Origin of the sequence: Acidimangrovimonas sediminis (genome assembly GCF_002871005.1) — a bacterium.
GTDB lineage: Bacteria > Pseudomonadota > Alphaproteobacteria > Rhodobacterales > Rhodobacteraceae > Acidimangrovimonas > Acidimangrovimonas sediminis.
The window spans coordinates 1-16,310 of record NZ_PHSN01000031.1; the positions used below are offsets into that span (position 1 = coordinate 1).

General features: G+C 68.5%; 13 protein-coding genes. 4 read left to right on the forward strand and 9 right to left on the reverse strand.

The features are described from left to right. Positions 1–184 precede the first annotated feature (184 nt). The 3 genes from CVV76_RS21510 to CVV76_RS21520 are packed head-to-tail and all read right to left on the reverse strand — an operon-like array spanning position 185 to position 3,914. Complete coding sequence (locus tag CVV76_RS21510; protein WP_102226746.1) at positions 185–2,386, reverse strand: xanthine dehydrogenase family protein molybdopterin-binding subunit; 2,202 nt, start codon at positions 2,384–2,386, stop codon at positions 185–187. Then, complete coding sequence (locus tag CVV76_RS21515) at positions 2,383–3,408, reverse strand: FAD binding domain-containing protein (protein ID WP_102226747.1); 1,026 nt, start codon at positions 3,406–3,408, stop codon at positions 2,383–2,385. Before CVV76_RS21515 ends, CVV76_RS21510 begins: the two co-directional genes overlap by 4 nt. Beyond that, positions 3,405–3,914 carry a 2Fe-2S iron-sulfur cluster-binding protein gene (locus CVV76_RS21520; RefSeq protein ID WP_102226748.1) on the reverse strand — a complete coding sequence of 170 codons (510 nt, stop codon included), beginning with the start codon at positions 3,912–3,914 and terminating at the stop codon, positions 3,405–3,407. The genes CVV76_RS21515 and CVV76_RS21520 overlap by 4 nt, the downstream gene beginning before the upstream one ends. A 360-nt stretch (positions 3,915–4,274) precedes the next feature. On the opposite strand from CVV76_RS21520, the gene otsB reads away from it, so the two are divergent. Beyond that, positions 4,275–5,045, forward strand: coding sequence for a trehalose-phosphatase (gene otsB / locus CVV76_RS21525; RefSeq protein WP_102226749.1), 771 nt, complete (start codon positions 4,275–4,277; stop codon positions 5,043–5,045). 317 nt (positions 5,046–5,362) lie between these two features. Next, positions 5,363–6,760 carry an alpha,alpha-trehalose-phosphate synthase (UDP-forming) gene (locus CVV76_RS21530; RefSeq protein WP_102226750.1) on the forward strand — a complete coding sequence of 466 codons (1,398 nt, stop codon included), beginning with the start codon at positions 5,363–5,365 and terminating at the stop codon, positions 6,758–6,760. Positions 6,761–6,836: 76 nt separating this feature from the next. Here the strand turns inward: CVV76_RS21530 and CVV76_RS21535 are convergent, their stop codons facing one another. From CVV76_RS21535 to CVV76_RS24765, 6 genes are all read right to left on the reverse strand, one after another. Beyond that, a complete protein-coding gene (locus tag CVV76_RS21535) occupies positions 6,837–7,949 on the reverse strand; it encodes a mechanosensitive ion channel family protein (RefSeq protein ID WP_102226751.1) in 1,113 nt (370 codons plus the stop codon). A gap of 107 nt (positions 7,950–8,056) precedes the next feature. Then, entirely contained in the window at positions 8,057–9,115 is a 1,059-nt protein-coding gene (locus CVV76_RS21540; RefSeq protein ID WP_102226752.1) for an ABC transporter ATP-binding protein, read from the reverse strand. After that, entirely contained in the window at positions 9,115–9,960 is an 846-nt protein-coding gene (locus tag CVV76_RS21545; protein WP_199178673.1) for an ABC transporter permease, read from the reverse strand. Before CVV76_RS21545 ends, CVV76_RS21540 begins: the two co-directional genes overlap by 1 nt. Beyond that, positions 9,945–10,859 carry an ABC transporter permease gene (locus CVV76_RS21550; RefSeq protein ID WP_199178674.1) on the reverse strand — a complete coding sequence of 305 codons (915 nt, stop codon included), beginning with the start codon at positions 10,857–10,859 and terminating at the stop codon, positions 9,945–9,947. The genes CVV76_RS21545 and CVV76_RS21550 overlap by 16 nt, the downstream gene beginning before the upstream one ends. 1 nt (position 10,860) lies before the next feature. Continuing rightward, the gene (locus CVV76_RS21555; RefSeq protein WP_102226753.1) at positions 10,861–11,955 is read right to left on the reverse strand and encodes an ABC transporter substrate-binding protein; all 1,095 of its coding nucleotides are present in this window, start codon (positions 11,953–11,955) and stop codon (positions 10,861–10,863) included. A gap of 249 nt (positions 11,956–12,204) precedes the next feature. Further along, complete coding sequence (locus CVV76_RS24765) at positions 12,205–12,414, reverse strand: hypothetical protein (protein WP_146010344.1); 210 nt, start codon at positions 12,412–12,414, stop codon at positions 12,205–12,207. Positions 12,415–12,658: 244 nt separating this feature from the next. Between CVV76_RS24765 and CVV76_RS21565 the strand changes: the two genes are divergently transcribed. Together CVV76_RS21565 and CVV76_RS21570 are read left to right on the forward strand one after the other, a co-directional pair. Beyond that, entirely contained in the window at positions 12,659–14,416 is a 1,758-nt protein-coding gene (locus tag CVV76_RS21565) for a PhoX family protein (RefSeq protein WP_102226755.1), read from the forward strand. A 239-nt stretch (positions 14,417–14,655) separates the two neighbouring features. Beyond that, the gene (locus CVV76_RS21570) at positions 14,656–16,308 is read left to right on the forward strand and encodes a hypothetical protein (RefSeq protein ID WP_199178675.1); all 1,653 of its coding nucleotides are present in this window, start codon (positions 14,656–14,658) and stop codon (positions 16,306–16,308) included. The last annotated feature ends 2 nt before the right edge of the window (positions 16,309–16,310 follow it).

The following is a 16,310-nucleotide window of genomic DNA, read 5'->3' on the forward strand; positions in this document are numbered from 1 at the left end:
TCGGGGGTGGAAACACATTGTTCCGTTGGCTGTGTCCCAGATGCCGGAATGCGTCGCAGCATCCTGTGGGGGCGTTTCTTTTGTTTTCTGGGCCGGCTGGGCAGAGAGCGACGGGGGAAGGGCAGGACACCGCGTAGGGTGCGTTTCAACGCGCCCCCACCGCGCCTGTCCCCCGCCGCCGGATTCATGCCCGGCCCAGCCCGTCCAGTCCCGCGATCACCTTGTCGGGCGTCGCCGGGTAGTCGCGCAGCCGAAGCCCTGTCGCGTTGTGCACGGCATTCAGCACCGCCGCACCCGCGCCCGAGATCCCCAGCTCGCCGATCCCTTTCGACTGCATCGGGTTGGCCTCGTCGTCGCGCTCGGGCAGGAACACCACCTCCAGCGCGCGCGGAATGTCCGCATGGGCCGGAACATGGTAATTGGCCAGATCGCGGCCGACGATATGCCCGGTGCGCGGATCATGCTCCAGCGCCTCGTGCAGTGCCGCGCCGACGCCCCAGATCATGCCGCCGACCGCCTGGCTGCGCGCGGTCTTGGCGTTCAGCACCCGGCCGATGCCGAACACCCCCAGCATCCGCCGCACCCGGATCTCGCCGGTGACGTCGCTGACCGCCACCTCGGCGAAATGCGCCCCGAAGCCCGAGGAGAAGTGGCTCTTGGCCGTCTCGCCCTTCTCGATCTTCGCCTCCATCGCCAGCGGCTCGGAGACCAGATCGGCGAGCCGGTGCCGCGTGCCCCCGGCCTCGACCGTGCCGTCGGCGAAACGCACGGTGTTCGGCGCGCCGCCGATCCGCTCGATCAGCGTCTCGCGGATCTTGCGGGCGGCAAGGAACACCGCCGAACCGGCCGACGAGGCGCCGAACGACCCGCCCGAGCCGGAGGAGGGCGGCAGGTCGCTGTCCGCCAGCCGTACCTCGACCTGATCGGGGGCGAGGCCCAGCACCTCGGCCACGATCTGGGCGAAGATCGCGTAGGTGCCGGTGCCGATGTCGGTCATGTCGGTCTCGACCACCGCGCCCGAGGGGCCGAGCGTGACCCGCGCCGCCGAGGGGATGAGCAGGTTCGTGCGCGCGGCCGAGGCAAGCCCCATGCCGATGCGCCACTCCCCCTCGCGCCGCGTGCCGGTTTCGGGGCGTGCGTCCCAGCCAAAGCGGCGCGCGCCGTCGCGCAGGCTTTCGGCCAGCGCATGGGCGGTGAAGGCCTGGCCGGTCTCGGGATGCGTCTCGGGGATGTTGCGCAGCCGCAGGTCCAGCGGGTCGAGGTTCAGCCTTTCGGCCAGCTCGTCCATGGCGCATTCGAGGGCGAGCATCCCCACCGCTTCGCCCGGCGCGCGGACCGACCCGGCGGGGGTGCGGTGGTTGCGCGACACGTGCTGGCGCATCAGCCGGCTGGGGGCGGCATAGAGGAACCGGGTGGCGGCGCTGACGGGTTCGAGGAACCCCTGGTCCGCCACGTTCGACACCCGGTCGTCATGCCCGATGGCGGTCAGCCTGCCTTCGGCATCCGCGGCGAGGCGCAGGCGCTGCCAGGTCTCCGACCGGCGCAGGACGGCGTCGAACACGGTCTGGCGCGCCATCACCACCCGGACCGGTCGGTCGAGGGCGCGCGACGCCACCGCCGCCGCGACATGCTCGGCCGAAATCCCCAGCTTGGAGCCGAAGCCGCCACCCACGTAGGGGGCCAGCAGCCGAACCTTGTCAGGATCCAGGCTCAGCGCATCGGCCAGCTCCGCCTTGTTGAACTGCAGCATCTGAAGCGCCCCGTGCAGCGTCAGCCGCCCGTCCTGCCACTCGGCCACCGCCGCGTGCGGTTCCATCGCCGCGGCGGCATGGCCGGGGGTGGTGTAGGTCAGATCGACCGAGGCGGCCGCCGCAGACATCGCGGCCTCAAGGTCGCCGGTCTCGGTATCGCCGCCGGAATTCGCCTCCAGCGGCGTGGCCGAGGGATCGACCGGTGCGCCGGGCACCTCGTCATAGGAGATGCCGATGCGCGCTGCCGCATCGCGCGCCACCTCGAAGCTTTCGGCGACGACAAGGCCGATCGGCTGACCGTGATAGCCCACCGCCCCGTCCGGTTGCAGCGGCGCCGCGGTCGACATGCCCTGCGCCGGAAGTGCCACGAACTCCGGCCCGTGGAACAACCCCAGGTATCCGGGCAGGTCCTTCACTGCGCCTTCGTCGAAGCCGGTCACGCGGCCATGGGTGATCGTGGCGCGCAGAAGCACCCCGTGCACGAGGCCGTCAGGCCGCTGCTCGGCCGCATAGGGGGCACGGCCGGTCACCTTCAACAGGCCCTCGGGCCGGTCCATCGGGGCGCCGATCACGCCCTGGCCGGTTTCGTCCAGCAGACGCGGTTGCGCCTCGTTCATTCTGAAAAGCTCGGTCATGCCGGCACCTCCACCTTGTCCGTCCCGGTCGAGGCCGGAGCAAGGCCCGTCGTCTCGGCCAGCACCGCCGCCAGCGCGCGGCGGGTCATCGCGAGTTTGAAATCGTTGCCCGCATCGGTCACCGCACCGTCCAGCACCGCCTCGGCCACCTCGGCGAAAAGCGCCTCGGACGGGGCCTTGCCAATCAGCAGCGCCTCGGCCCTGCCATCGCGCCAGGGCCGCGGGGCGAGGCCGCCAAAGGCGAGTGCGGCCCGGGTGATGCGGCCATCCTCGACCGCGACCACGGCGGCCACCGAGACCAGCGCGAAGGCATAGGAGGCGCGGTCGCGGATCTTGCGATAGGCCTGCACGGCGCCCGCATCTGGCGCGGGCAGGTGCACGGCGGTGATGATCTCTCCGGGGGCGAGGGTGGTTTCCACCTCGGGAGTATCGCCCGGCAGGCGGTAGAGATCGTCAAGTCCGATCCGCCGCAGCGTGCCGTCCGGGGCGTGCACCTCGACCTCGGCATCCAGAGCGCGCAGCGCCACCGCCATGTCCGAGGGATGCGCCGCGCGGCAGGCAGGCGAGGTTCCGAGGATCGCGAGCATCCGCGTCACCCCGCCCTCGGCGGCACAGCCCGCTCCGGGTTCGCGCTTGTTGCAGGCCATCGCCGGGTCGTAGAAATACGGGCAGCGAGTGCGTTGCAGCAAGTTCCCGCCCGTCGTCGCCTTGTTGCGGATCTGCCCCGAGGCGCCGGCCAGCAGGGCACGCGACAACACCGGGTAGGCATGGCGCACGCGCGGGTCGGCGGCGAGGTCGGCATTGCGCACCAGCGCGCCGATCCTCAGGCCGCCCGCTTCGGCCTCGATCCGGTCGAGGCCTGGCAGGCGGTTGATGTCGACCAGCGTCTCGGGCGCCATGACCTGCAGCTTCATGAGGTCGAGAAGGTTGGTGCCGCCCGCAATGATCCGGGCGCCGGGGGCATCCAGCGCGTCGGTCGCGGCGTCAAGGCTGTCGGGTCGGGTATAGTCGAAAGGTCTCATTCGCGTTCCTCCCCCACCGCGGCCTCGATTGCCTCGCGGATGAAGGGATAGGCCGAGCAGCGGCAGAGGTTGCCGCTCATCCGTTCGGCGATCTCGGCATCGGTCATCTCGGGCTCAGCCGTCAGGCTGTCAGTGACGTGACTGGGGCTGCCGTCGCGCAGTTCGGCCAGCATGCCGGTGGCCGACATGATCTGGCCCGGGGTGCAATAGCCGCACTGGAACCCGTCGCAGCGGACGAATTCGCGTTGCAGGGGCGCGGGGGCCTCGGGCGTGCCCAGCCCCTCGATCGTGGTGATCTCGGCGCCGTCGTGCATCACGGCCAAGGTCAGGCAGGCATTCACGCGGCGGCCGTCGATCAGCACGGTGCAGGCGCCGCACTGGCCGTGGTCGCAGCCTTTCTTGGTGCCGTTCAGGCCGAGGTGGTCGCGCAGCGCGTCGAGCACCGTGACCCGGGGGTCGAGGTCCAGCTCTCCGGGCGCGCCGTTGATGGTCCAGCGAAGTTTCATGGGGGTCCTTCCGGATGTGCCGCCCCGGATCGTCGGCCCGCTTTTTTTCGGGGGGCTGAGACGCGGCGGTCGGGACTGTCTTGAGTGGCGATGGTGAAACGTGCCCCGGGCGGATGAGTTCCGGCCCGGTTCTGGCGAAGGGCCGTCGCAGGGATGACAGCCGCGTGAGGTGATGGCGTCGGGGGCGGGAACAGGGCCGGTGGCACGGCGTTGTGTCGTGGTGGCGGCGCTCACTCTGCCCTCACACGGCGCGGACCGATCCATGGCGGATCGTACCGGCGCTGGCTGAGGGGAGGGCGTGCCGCTTGAAAGCAGACGCCGCATCATGGGCCACACGAAGGGCCACGCGAAGGGAACGTCATGACCAGTGCACATCAGCCGCAAGACGCAGACCTGCTGCCGCGCCCCGGCGACTGGGAAGGCTGGGCGCTGTTTCTCGATTTCGACGGCACGCTGGCGCCGCTCGAGTCCCGGCCCGAGCAGGTGTTCCTGCCGGCGCGCGAACGCCTGCTAATGGAGCGGCTGCACCATGCCACCGGCGGGGCGGTGGCCGTGATCACCGGGCGCGCGCTCGACGATATCCGGAAGATGACCGAGGGCCTCACGCTGGTGCTGAGCGGGTCGCACGGCGTGGAGACGCTCTGGCCCGGCGAGACGCCTCGGCTGGCCGAGGGGGTGTTCGAGGCGCTGGAGGCGCCGCATGATGCCCTTGCCGCCTTCGCCGCGCCGCGCGGCCTGCTGCTGGAGCGCAAGCCCGGCGCGGTGGCCCTGCATTACCGCGGGCACGAGGCTCTGGGCGCCGCCTGCCGCGAGGCGGTCGACCGCGCGGTCGCCGAGAGTTCGGGGGACGGCGGGATCGAGTTGCGAGCCATGCACGGTACGCTGGTCAGCGAGGTCGCGCCGGCCGGTGTCGACAAGGGCACGGCGCTGAGCGGTCTGATGGAACGTGCGCCGTTCTCCGCCCGCCGCCCGCTGATGGCCGGCGATGACCTGACCGACGAGGACGGCATCCGCGCCGCGCAGGCGCTTGGCGGTTCCGGTATCCGCATCGGTGGGCCTGACAGCGACGCCCGGGTCCGCTTTCCGCGCCGCGCGGCCTTCATAGACTGGCTTGAGGCGGCGCTGGGCTAGCGCGCGCCCGGGGTTGGGGGGCAGGGGCGCCGCCCCGGCCGCGTTTCCCCGGGGCCTTGATCGCGCGAGTATGTCGGGCGATATCATGAAGTGCGGAACACCTCGCCGCGTTGCAGCGTTGATCTGGTGACGGGACCAGGGCACCGCGGAAATTTCGCCGCGGCCCGCGGTCCGCCCGGCACACCGCCCCTGAAGCCCGTCCGCAGTGAACTGCCATCAGTGAGCTGGCCCCGGCGATCCCGGCCAGGGATCGCCTCTCCCGGTGAGTTGGTCGTGCAGTCTGCGTTCACCGAAGCACCCGGGCCGAAAAGGATGCCATGACTGAGCGGTTGATCGTCGTCTCCAACAGGATCCCCACCAAGGCGCCGTCCTCGGGCGGGCTGGTGGTCGCGCTGCACGAGGCGCTGGCCGAACGCGGCGGGGTTTGGATCGGGGCACATCCCGACGCGGGCGACGAGAAGGGGCTGTTCAGCATCGGCGACACCCCCTACCAGCGCCTGGCCTTCCGGCTGAGCGAGCAGGAATACGAGGATTACTATCTCGGTTTTTCCAATTCCGTGCTCTGGCCGCTGTTCCACCGCCGTTCCGATCTGGTCGAGCTGCGCTCCGGCTATTCGGCGGGGTACCGCAGGCTGAACGCCCGGCTGGCGGGGATGATCGCCCGGATGATCGAGCCGGGCGATACGATCTGGGTGCATGATTACCATCTCCTGCCGCTGGCGCAGGAGCTGCGCGCGCTGGGGGTGACCAACCGCATCGGGTTCTTCCTGCACATCCCGTTTCCTGCCCTGGGTGACCTGGCCGTGCTGCCCTATCCGGAGGCCTTTGCCGGCTGGCTGGCGGCCTATACCCTGGTGGGGTTGCAGACCCAGGCCGATACCGCGCGCTGCCTCGAGATGTTCCGCTCGGACCCGAGGGCCGAATTCCTGCCGGACGGCGCGGTGAAGTTCGATGGCGGGGTGGTCTCGGTCCGCTCCTTCCCGATCGGGATCGACGACGAGGGGTTTCGCGACCTAGCCGCGCGCGAGGCGCCCAACCCCTTCGGCAAGGATGCCCCCGAGGATCTGATCATCGGCGTCGACCGGCTGGATTACACCAAGGGGTTGCCGAACCGCTTCCGCGCCTTCGAGGCCTATCTCGACCGGTACGCCGCGGGCCGCCGCCCGACGCTTCTTCAGATCGCCCCGCCGACACGCGAGCAGGTCGAGGCCTATCGCCAGATCCGTGCCGAGCTCGAGGAGATCTCGGGCCAGATCAACGGCCGGCACGCCGAGCTGGACTGGACGCCGATCCGCTACATTCATCGGCCGGTGGGGCGCGAGACGCTGGCGCTTCTCTATCGCATGGCGCGGGTCTGCCTGGTGACCTCGCTCGCCGACGGGATGAACCTTGTGGCCAAGGAATACGTGGCGGCGCAGGACCGGGCCGATCCCGGCGTTCTGGTGCTGTCGCGCTTTGCCGGCGCGGCGGAGGAGATGGAAGACGCCCTGCTGGTCAACCCCTACGACACCGACGATTGCGCCAGGGCAATCGACATGGCCCTGAAGATGCCACTGTCCGAGCGGATCCGGCGCAACGAGGCAAGCCTCGCCGCCGTGGAACGCACGCGGGTTTCGACCTGGACGGGGCATTTCCTCGACGTGCTGGCGACGGTACCGCTGCAACCGGGCGGCGCCGACATGATGGCGCGGGAATGGTCGCTGGGCGGGAAGTGAGGGGGGCACCCGCCACCCGCCACCCGTCTTGCCCGGATCCGTCCCGAGCGCGCGGTAGGGTGCGTTTGAACGCGCCCTACGGGGCCGGCGGTTCGTCCATCTGCCGCAGGGCGACCTCGCCCCGGGTCTTGGGAAGGGCGCCCGGCATTTCGGCCTGAAGCCAGCCGATCAGTTTTTCCCGGATCTCGCAGCGCAAATCGAAGGTCGTGGGCCCGTTCTTGGCCGAGGCGAGGATGCGCACCTGCATCACCCGTTCCTCGAACTCCGTCACCTGCACGGCGAAGACCTTGCCATCCCACCGGGGGGAGGCGTGAACGATCTCATCGGTCTTTTCGCGGACCCGCGCAACATCGGCGGTCAGGTCGAGATAGATCATCACCGTGCCGATCAGTGCCGCGCTTTCGCGGGTCCAGTTCTGGAACGGCTGTTCGATGAAATAGGACAGGGGCACGACGAGGCGGCGCCAGTCCCAGATCCGGATCACGACGTAGGTCGAGGTGATCTCCTCGACATTGCCCCATTCACCGTCGACGATCAGCGCGTCGTCGATGCGGATCGGCTGGGTGATGGCCAGCTGGATCCCGGCGAACAGGTTCTTCAGAAGCGGTTGCAGCGCAAGGCCCACGACGACCGAGGCCGCGCCACCCGCAGCCAGGAGCGACACGCCGTATTGCCGCACCGCCGGAAAGGTCATCAGCGCGGCGGCGATGGCGAAGACGATCACCAGGATCCGCGCCACGCGAAGCAGGATGCGGGCCTGAGTGACGTGCTTGCGGGCAAGCAGGTTGTCCTCGGTATCCAGCTTGAAGCGGCGCAGGTGGATCGTCGTCCAGATGTAAAGCGCGGTATCGGACAGCCACGCGATGTCGAGGATCAGCGCGACGAAGAGGATCCGCCCGATCACCGTGGCCGCGCCATAGCCGACGGGCGCGAACGTCGTGGCAAGCCCCAGCGCGAGGATCAGCAGCATCAGCCGCACCGGCGGCGCGCCGCGCCCCACAAGCGAGCGCCAGAACAGGTCGCGCCCCGCGACCGCGCGGTTCAGCAGGTTCAGCGCGATGCGCGCAACCACCAGCGCCACCAGCGCCGCCACGACATAGACCAGGACAGTGACCGCCCAGTCCGGCAGATAGGCCTGCACCCGGACGACGGCCCGAGTCAGCTCCGTGTCGATCTGGTCTGCCGTCATTCGCACTCCGCCTTGCCGCGTTGCAGAAAAGATGGGGCGCGGCGCGCGGCAAGTCAAACTGCCTGGCCAGATGGGCCGCGCGGGAGGGCGCCGCCCGTCTGGTCGCCTCAGGCGGCGGTTCGGTCGCGGGGCAGAATGCGGGCGCGGTCCATGTTCCAGTCGACGGCGACCTCGGTCCCGGGCAGAAGTGCGCCCGCCTCGGGGGTGGCGAGGTCGGCGTGGATCTCGGCCCCGCCGGGAAGCGCCACGGACACTCGGGTCTGTGCGCCCATGAAGGTCTGCGCCCGCACCGTGCCGCGACGGCCACCCTCCACCATGGGCGACAGGCGCACGTCCTCGGGCCGGAGGTAGATGGTCACCTGGGTGCCCGTGGTCATGCCGTGGTCCGGAGGCGCGGGCAGAACCTCGGACCCCAGCACCACGCCACCCTCGGCGACATGGCCCTCCAGCCGGCTGGAAATGCCGATGAACCCCGCGACGAAGGCGGTCGCCGGACGCTGGTAGATCGCCTGCGGGGTGTCGAACTGGTCGATCCGACCGTGGTTCATCACCGCCACCCGGTCCGAGACCGACAGCGCCTCTTCCTGGTCGTGGGTCACGAAGATGGTGGTCACCCCGGTCTCCTGTTGGATACGCCGGATCTCGTCGCGCAACTGAACCCGCACGCGGGCGTCGAGGGCCGAAAGGGGTTCGTCCAGCAACAGAAGGCTGGGGCTGATCGCCAGCGCCCGGGCCAACGCCACGCGCTGCTGCTGGCCGCCCGACAACTGGTGCGGATACTTGTGGCGAAAGGCGCCAAGGCCCACCAGCTCCATGAGGTCGTCGACCCGCGCGGCCCGCCTGCGCCCCTCGGTCCGGCGAACCTTGAGGCCGAAGGCCACGTTCTCGGCCGCCGTCATGTTGGGGAACAGCGAATAGGCCTGGAACACCATCCCCATGTTGCGCCGGTTCGGCGCCATGGCCGAGATGTCGGCGCCATCGAGCATGACGGCTCCGCTGTCGGCCGTCTCCAGCCCCGCGATGATCCGCAGTAGCGTGGTCTTGCCGCAGCCCGAGGGGCCCAGCAATGTCACCAGCTCGCCCTCGGCGAAGGTGAGGCCCGCGTCGCGCAAGACATGTTGCGGACCGTAGGACTTGTTGACGTCACGAATTTCCAGACGGGCCATCAGCCGACGCCTCCTGCACGTACCTGGCCACGGCTGCCGCCTGCCAGCAGCCCCAGCATCCCGACCCAGGTGACGAAGAACGAGAACAGCGACAGTGCTGCCGCCCCGGTGCCGTTCACCTGGCCGATGTAGTTGATATAAACCGCGAAGGTGTTGAACAGCAGGATGTTGGCAAAGACGAATTCGCCCAGCACGATCGCGAAGGTCAGCAGCGTGGCACCGAGGATCGCGGTGCGCAGGTTGGGCACGATGACCCGGGCAAAGATCTGGCCCCAGTTGGCCCCGAGGCTGAGTGCGGCCTGCGTCAGCGTCTGCACGTCCAGCGCGCTCATCCCCACGTCCAGCGCGCGGTAGGTGTAGGGCAGGGCAAGGATGACATAGCCCAGCACCATGAATTCCGGGCGCGAGACGAACCAGACCGGCAGCGCCAGCGCCGCGCCGGGCACGGAATAAAGCCCAGTCAGGCCCTGCACCAGCGCGATCGGCGGGATGACGAAGGGCATGACCGAGATCACCTCGAGCACTGGGCGCAGCCACGGCGCACGCAGCCGGATGAAAAGGACCGCGGGCACCAGCAGGACCATGGTCAGCGCGACGGTGTAGATCGCCAGCTTTACCGACAGCCAGAGCGCGGCCCACATCTTCGGGCTCTGCACCAGCTTGGTGTAGTTCGAGAGGTTGTAATGGCTGCCCCCGGCCCAGAGGCTGAAGATCAGCGTCCCCAGCAGCGGCAGCAGGAAGAAGGCCGCGACCACGAGGATCCACAGGCCCGATGCCAGATCAGCGCCCGAGCGGGCCTTGCGTGTGGCGGGTGCGGGGGCGGATTGGGTCACCGCTTCTGCCATCGTCCGGCCCACTTCTGCAAAAGGGTGTAAAGGATCATCGCGGCCCCCATCACCACGATCATGCCCAGCGACAGCGCGTTGCCCAGCTGCGGGTCGGCGATGACATTGCCCGACATCAGGTTGCCGATCTCGATCGGGACCAGCGGCACAAGGCCCGAGGTCAGCGCATAGGGCGTGGCGTAGGAGGCGAAGGCGTTGCCGAACAACAGGATGAACGAGGCCAGCACCGCGGGCGTCAGCACCGGGATGCCGACGTGCCACCAGTAGTGCCAGCCGTTTCCGCCAAGGTTCAGCGCCGCCTCGCGCCATTCGCGGCGCATGCCCTGCAGGGCCGGGGTGATGATGATCACCATCAGCGGGATCTGGAAATAGAGATAGGTCAGCACCAGCCCCCAGAACGAGAACAGCGAGAACCCGGCCCCGTAGATGTCGAGGCCCACCGTCTTCAGCCAGAGCGTCAGCATGCCCTGCGTGCCGAGCGTAGAGATGAAGGCAAAGGCGAGCGGGATGCCGGCAAAGTTCGCGGCCACGCCAGCGAAGGAATTGACCGCGTTGCGCAGCCATTCGGGCGTGCCCGGGCGCTGGATCTGGTAGGCGGTGAGCAGCCCCGCCACCACGGCGATCAGCGCGGTCGCGGCCGACAGCGCGGCGGTGGTCAGGTAGGCCTTGGCATAGTAGCGGCCGAAGAGCTGGTCCACGTAGTGCATCGTGAACCCGCCGTCCGAGGAGGTGAAGGCCTGGACGAAGATCGATACCGCGGGACCAGCCAGGAAGGCCAGCACGTAAAGGAAGAAAAGCCCGATGAAGACCAGCGGCAGTGCGGCCGACAGGCTGATGCGGCGACGTTCGGCGGGCTGGCGGCGCCCGGGGGCGCCGCCGTTGGTCGTCTCGGAACTCACGTTATTGGCCGACCATGTTCTGCCAGTTTTCCTGAAGCACCTTCTGCGCGGCCTTCTGCTGGTCCTCGGTCGGGAATTTCACGTCGGTATAGAATTTCGACGGCGGCAGCTTGGCCTCCAGGTCCGCAGGGATCTTGCCGGCCTTGGCAAGGTCGTTGAACCGCGCGGGGTGGGCATAGCCTTCGAGGTAGATCAGCTGGCCCTCGTCGGAATAGACGAATTCCTGCCACAGCTTGGCGGCCTCGGGGTTCTTGGCGAATGCGCTGATCGCCTGGGCGTAGAAGTTGCCGAAGACACCGTCGGACGGCACGACCACCTCGATCGGGGCCTTGCCCTTGAACTTGTCGCGGTAGCCGAGGTTCAGGTAGTCCCAGTTGATCGCGATCGGGGTCTGGCCGGATTCCAGCGTCGCGGGCGTCACGCCGACGGGGATGAAGTTGCCCGACTTCGCCAGCTTGGCGAAGAATTCGACGCCCGGCTTGATGTCGTCGAGCGACCCGCCGTTGCCCAGCGACGCCGCATAGACCCCGCCGAAGGCCGCGCCCGCGCTCAGCGGGTTGCCGTTCAGCGCGATCATGTTCTTGTATTCGGGCTTCAGGAGGTCGGCCCAGGTCTGGGGCACGTTCTTGACCACCTTGGTGTTCACCCCGAACGAGACGACGCCGAAGTAATCGCCGTACCAGTGCCCGTCCTTGTCCTTCATGTCGGCGGGGATGCTGTCCCAGCCGGCCACCTTGTAGGGCGCGAACAGCTTCTGCTGCTGGCCGATCAGCGCGAAGGACGGGCCCACGTCGACCACGTCCACCGCGCGATCCTGGCCGCGGGTCGACTTCACCGCCTGAAGCTCCTGCGCGGAGGAGGCGTTGGGCGAGGCGTTGTCGATCTGGATGCCGTATTTCTTGGTGAAGGCCTCCATCATCTTGCCGTAGTTCGCCCAGTCGGGCGGCAGCGCGATGGTGTTCAGCTTGCCTTCCTTCGTGGCGGCGGCGACGAGGTCGCCCATCGCGTCGGCCAGCGCGAAGCCCGGCAGCGAGGCGGTCAGACCAAGGGCGGCGCTGCCCTGGAGGATGGAACGGCGGGTGAAGTGCGATGCCATGGGTTGCTCCCTTGTCGGCGGTGTCGCGCTTCGCATCGCAGTATTTGGTGACACTGCGGTGACAGCAGGGCGACGGCGGGGCAGCGGCGGACGATCGCCGATCACGCGGGCAAAGGGGGCGCCCCATGGCCTGCGGTGCCCGGCAAGCCAGGGCCAAGACAGCACAGGGTCGGCCGCCGTGTCCACGGTAGACGATTGTGTGGAGTTATGTTTTAAAACAGGTGATTGTCATCTGTTTCTCATGTCGCATCAGGCCTCAGGCGAGGCTGTGCTGCGGTCCTTCAGCCAAGCCACGAGGCTGGCGCGGCTCATGCCCGAAACTTCGGCGTCGGGCAGCAGGCGCAGCGCCTCTTCCGGGTCGTGGACAACCCGTGGCGTGCGGCTGCTTCCCCCGGCGCGCCACAGCGCGACAAGGCGCTGCCGCTCGTCCGTCTCGGCGATCAGAACGATTCGTTGCATCTGGGCCCCCCGGTCCATCTGTCCCGAACTCAGCTTAGCCCGGCCGACCCGTCCGGGGGCAGAAAAATTGTTGGTCCCGGCCCTAAATATGTCCCGCATCGCCTGCGCGGGCAGCGCCGCGCCGCCGGCTGCCCCGGTCATGAGCCGGGCCATGACCCGGGCCATGGCCCCACCTGTCACAAAACTGACGGCTCCCCCGGGTATCCCGACCTCGCGATTTCGTTATACCCCCGTGAGGATCACCATGCGCCGCCATCTGCTCGCAGCCACCGCACTGACCCTCGTTCCGGCCCTCGCCGGAGCGTCCGAGATCACCTTTGCCCCCGTGCCCTTTGCCCGGACCGATGCCGAGAAGCGCGCGGTGACGGCCTCGGCCAGCGCCGAGATCGACGGCAAGAAGGTCGACCTCGGCTATCACATCCTGGCGCGGTCGGGCGACAAGCTGGGCGACCATGTCTTTGGCGCGCTGGTCGATCGTCAGGGCAAGGTGGTGAAATCCGACGACGGGGCGGATCAGATCTCCGTCGATGCCGATTTCACCTCGCTGCTGCGGGTCGACGGCAAGCTCTACTCCGTCACCCATTTCGAATCGCGTCCCGGCGCGATGTACCTGACCCAGGTCGAACAGGCCGGGGACGGCACGCTGAAGGCCGTGTCGACCAGGCCAATCGACTTCTCGGGTCTCGGCGGGCTCTGGGTGCCCTGCGCGGGTTCCGTCACGCCGTGGGAGACGCATCTCGGCTCCGAGGAATACCCGGCCGACGCGCGCGCGATCGAGGCCGCGACCGCACTTGACCAGATCGACGATTATATCAAGCCGATGGTCCGCTACGAGGGGCTGAACCCCCGCACCATGACGCTGGCGGAGTTCAAGCAGGCCTACCGGCCCTATCGCTTCGGCTATCCGGTCGAGGTGACGGTGACCGGCGCGGGCGAGGCGACCCCGGCCAAGCACTATTCCATGGGCCGCGTGGCGGTGGAGCTTGCGAACGTCATGCCTGACCGCAAGACCGTCTACATCTCGGACGACGGGACGAACGTCGGTCTGTTCATGTACAAGGCCGATGTCGCGGGCGACCTGTCGGCCGGCACCCTCTATGCCGCGAAATGGACGCAGACCTCGGCCGAGGGCGCGGGGGCAGCCGATATCTCCTGGGTCGACCTGGGGCATGCCGACGATGCCTCGGTCCGGAAGGCGATCGAGGGCGGGGCGACGTTCTCGGACCTGTTCGATACCGCCAAGATCGGTGAAGACGGCAGCTGTCCCGAGGGTTTCAAGGGCTCCAACGCCGAAGGCGCGGCCGAGTGCCTGAAGGTCCGGCCGGGGATGGAGATGGCCGCCTCGCGGTTGGAGACCCGCCGCTACGCCTCAATGATGGGCGCCACGACCGAGTTTCGGAAGATGGAGGGGTCGACCCTCAACCCCGCGACCCACACGCTCTACCTGTCGATGTCGGCGATCGAGAAGGGGATGGAGAAGGACGCCAAGAAGGGCAAGTACGAGCTGGGCGGACGCAATGACATCCAGCTGACGGCGAACAAGTGCGGGGCGGTCTATGCCCTGACGCTGGACGCCGAGTTCAGGGCCACGAAGATGGAGGGCCTCGTCGCCGGCAAGCCCGCCAAGTACGCCGCAAATTCGGAATTCGCGGGCAATACCTGCGACGTGGACGGCATCGCGAACCCTGACAACATCACCTACATGCCCGGCTACGACACGCTGGTGATCGGCGAGGATACCGGCTCGGGCCACCAGAACGACGCGGTCTGGGCCTATAACCTGAACGCCAAATCGCTGACCCGCATCCTGTCGACGCCGTACGGGTCGGAAACCACCTCGGTCTACTGGTATCCGAACCTGAACGGCCATGGCTACCTGATGGGCGTCGTCCAGCATCCCTACGGCGAAAGCGACGAGGACAAGCTGACCGAGGCCGGGCAGGCCCGCGCCTACGTTGGCTATGTCGGCCCGTTCCCGGCCATGGACGCCAAGACCAACTGATCGGCCGCATTCGGCGGGGCGCCGGCGCGCCGGGGCTTCGTCCGGGGCCCCGGTGCGTGTGTGCCGGGCCCTGTCCTTCGTGTCGTGCGCACAGGCCCTCTGCCGGCCCCCGGTGATCCGCGCGCATCCGGCCAGATGCGGCCCTGCCCGACAGTTGTCAGCGCCATATCCAGGGACCTGCGCCGGCCCCGTTGCCGTCGCGCGGTCTTCGGCCGCCACCGAGATCCAAGGAAAACCCGATGCGCCGTCTTGCCATGCCGCTCCTTCTTGCCACCGCGTTGTCCGCCACCTCGGCCGTGGCGGGCAACGACCTCGCGTTGACGAACCCCACCGCCTACATCCCGCCGCAATGCTACACCAAGACCGAGGACGCCTCGGGCGGGGTGCACAACCCCTGCGCCACCTGCCACGTCCGGTCGCGCGCGCCGAACTACATCAACGACCCGGCGCAGCAGATGGAGTGGAGCTTTGCCGCCCCCGCCCGGGTGAACCGCTGGACCAACCTGTTCGTCGACCGCCGCGCCGCGGTGGCGGCGGTGAAACCCGACGACATCCTCGCCTATGTCCGTACCGACAATTACCGCGCCGAGGACGGGACCAACCTGCTGGCCCTTGCGCTTGCCCATCCCCCCGCCGGGTGGGATGCCGAGGGCGATGGCAAGTGGTCGGGCTATACCCCCGACGTCGCCTTCCGTTTCGACGATGCCGGCTTCGACATCGGCGGGGATGGTCGCATGACCGGCTGGCGCGCCTTCAGCTATACCCCGCTGCCGGGCACCTTCTGGCCCGCCAACGGATCCGCCGACGATGTGCTGATCCGCCTGCCTGCCGCCTATCGCCAGCGCGTGGACGGCACCCCGGATAGGGCGGTCTATGTCACCAACCTTGCCATCACCGAGGCGCTGATCAAGCGCCACGACATCGCCATCCCGCCCACGGACGAGGCCGCGATGGGCGTCGACCTCGACCGTGACGGGGTGATGGGCCGGGCGACGAAGGTGGTCTTTGCCTTCGCTCCCCTCGACGGCATCACCATGCGCTATGCGGGCCGGGCGGGCGCGTTGCAGGCCGCGGGCAAGGCGCCGCTTGCCGCCGGCCTCTACCCGCTGGGAACGGAATTCGTCCACACCGTGCGCTACCTCGATCTCGGCGCCGCGGGCGATGTCACGATGGCGCCGCGGATGAAGGAGTTGCGCTACATGCGCAAGATCGCATGGCAGAGCTATTTCGACCTTGAGGATGCCGTGCTGAAGGAGGCCAAGGAAAAGCACGACTTCCCCGACCGGATCCGGCTTTACGACGGCTCGGCCGAGCATGGCATCGCATCGGGCTCGGGCTGGCGGTTGCAGGGGTTCATCGAGGATGCGCAGGGTGCGCTGCGGCCCCAGACGCTGGAAGAGACGGTGTTCTGCATGGGCTGTCACGGCGGGGTGGGGGTGAACGACGATTCCACCTTTTCCTTCGCCCGCAAGCTGGGTGCCGAGGCGCCGCAGCGCGGCTGGCGGCACTGGACACAGGGCGCGGGACTGCGCGGGGTGCCGGACCTCAGGCGCGCGGACGGGACCGGCGATTACGCCCATTACCTGCGCACCAACCGCGCGGGGGACGAGTTTCGCGGCAACATGGAGCTGATCCGTGCCTGGCTGACCGCGAAGGGAGTGCTGACGCCGGAAAAGGCCTCGGCGTTTCGCAACGACATCTCGGCCCTGATCTATCCCAGCCCCGAGCGCGCGCTGGCGCTGGATGCGGCCTACCGGATGATCGTGCGGGACCAGAGCTTTGCGCAGGGCCGGGACGCGACGATCGCGCCGCAGCTGAACGTCTGGCGCAAGGTGGGCGAGGATCAGCCGACCGGCATCGTCTCGCCCGAGGATCCGTGGTTCGCGCCCTGAGG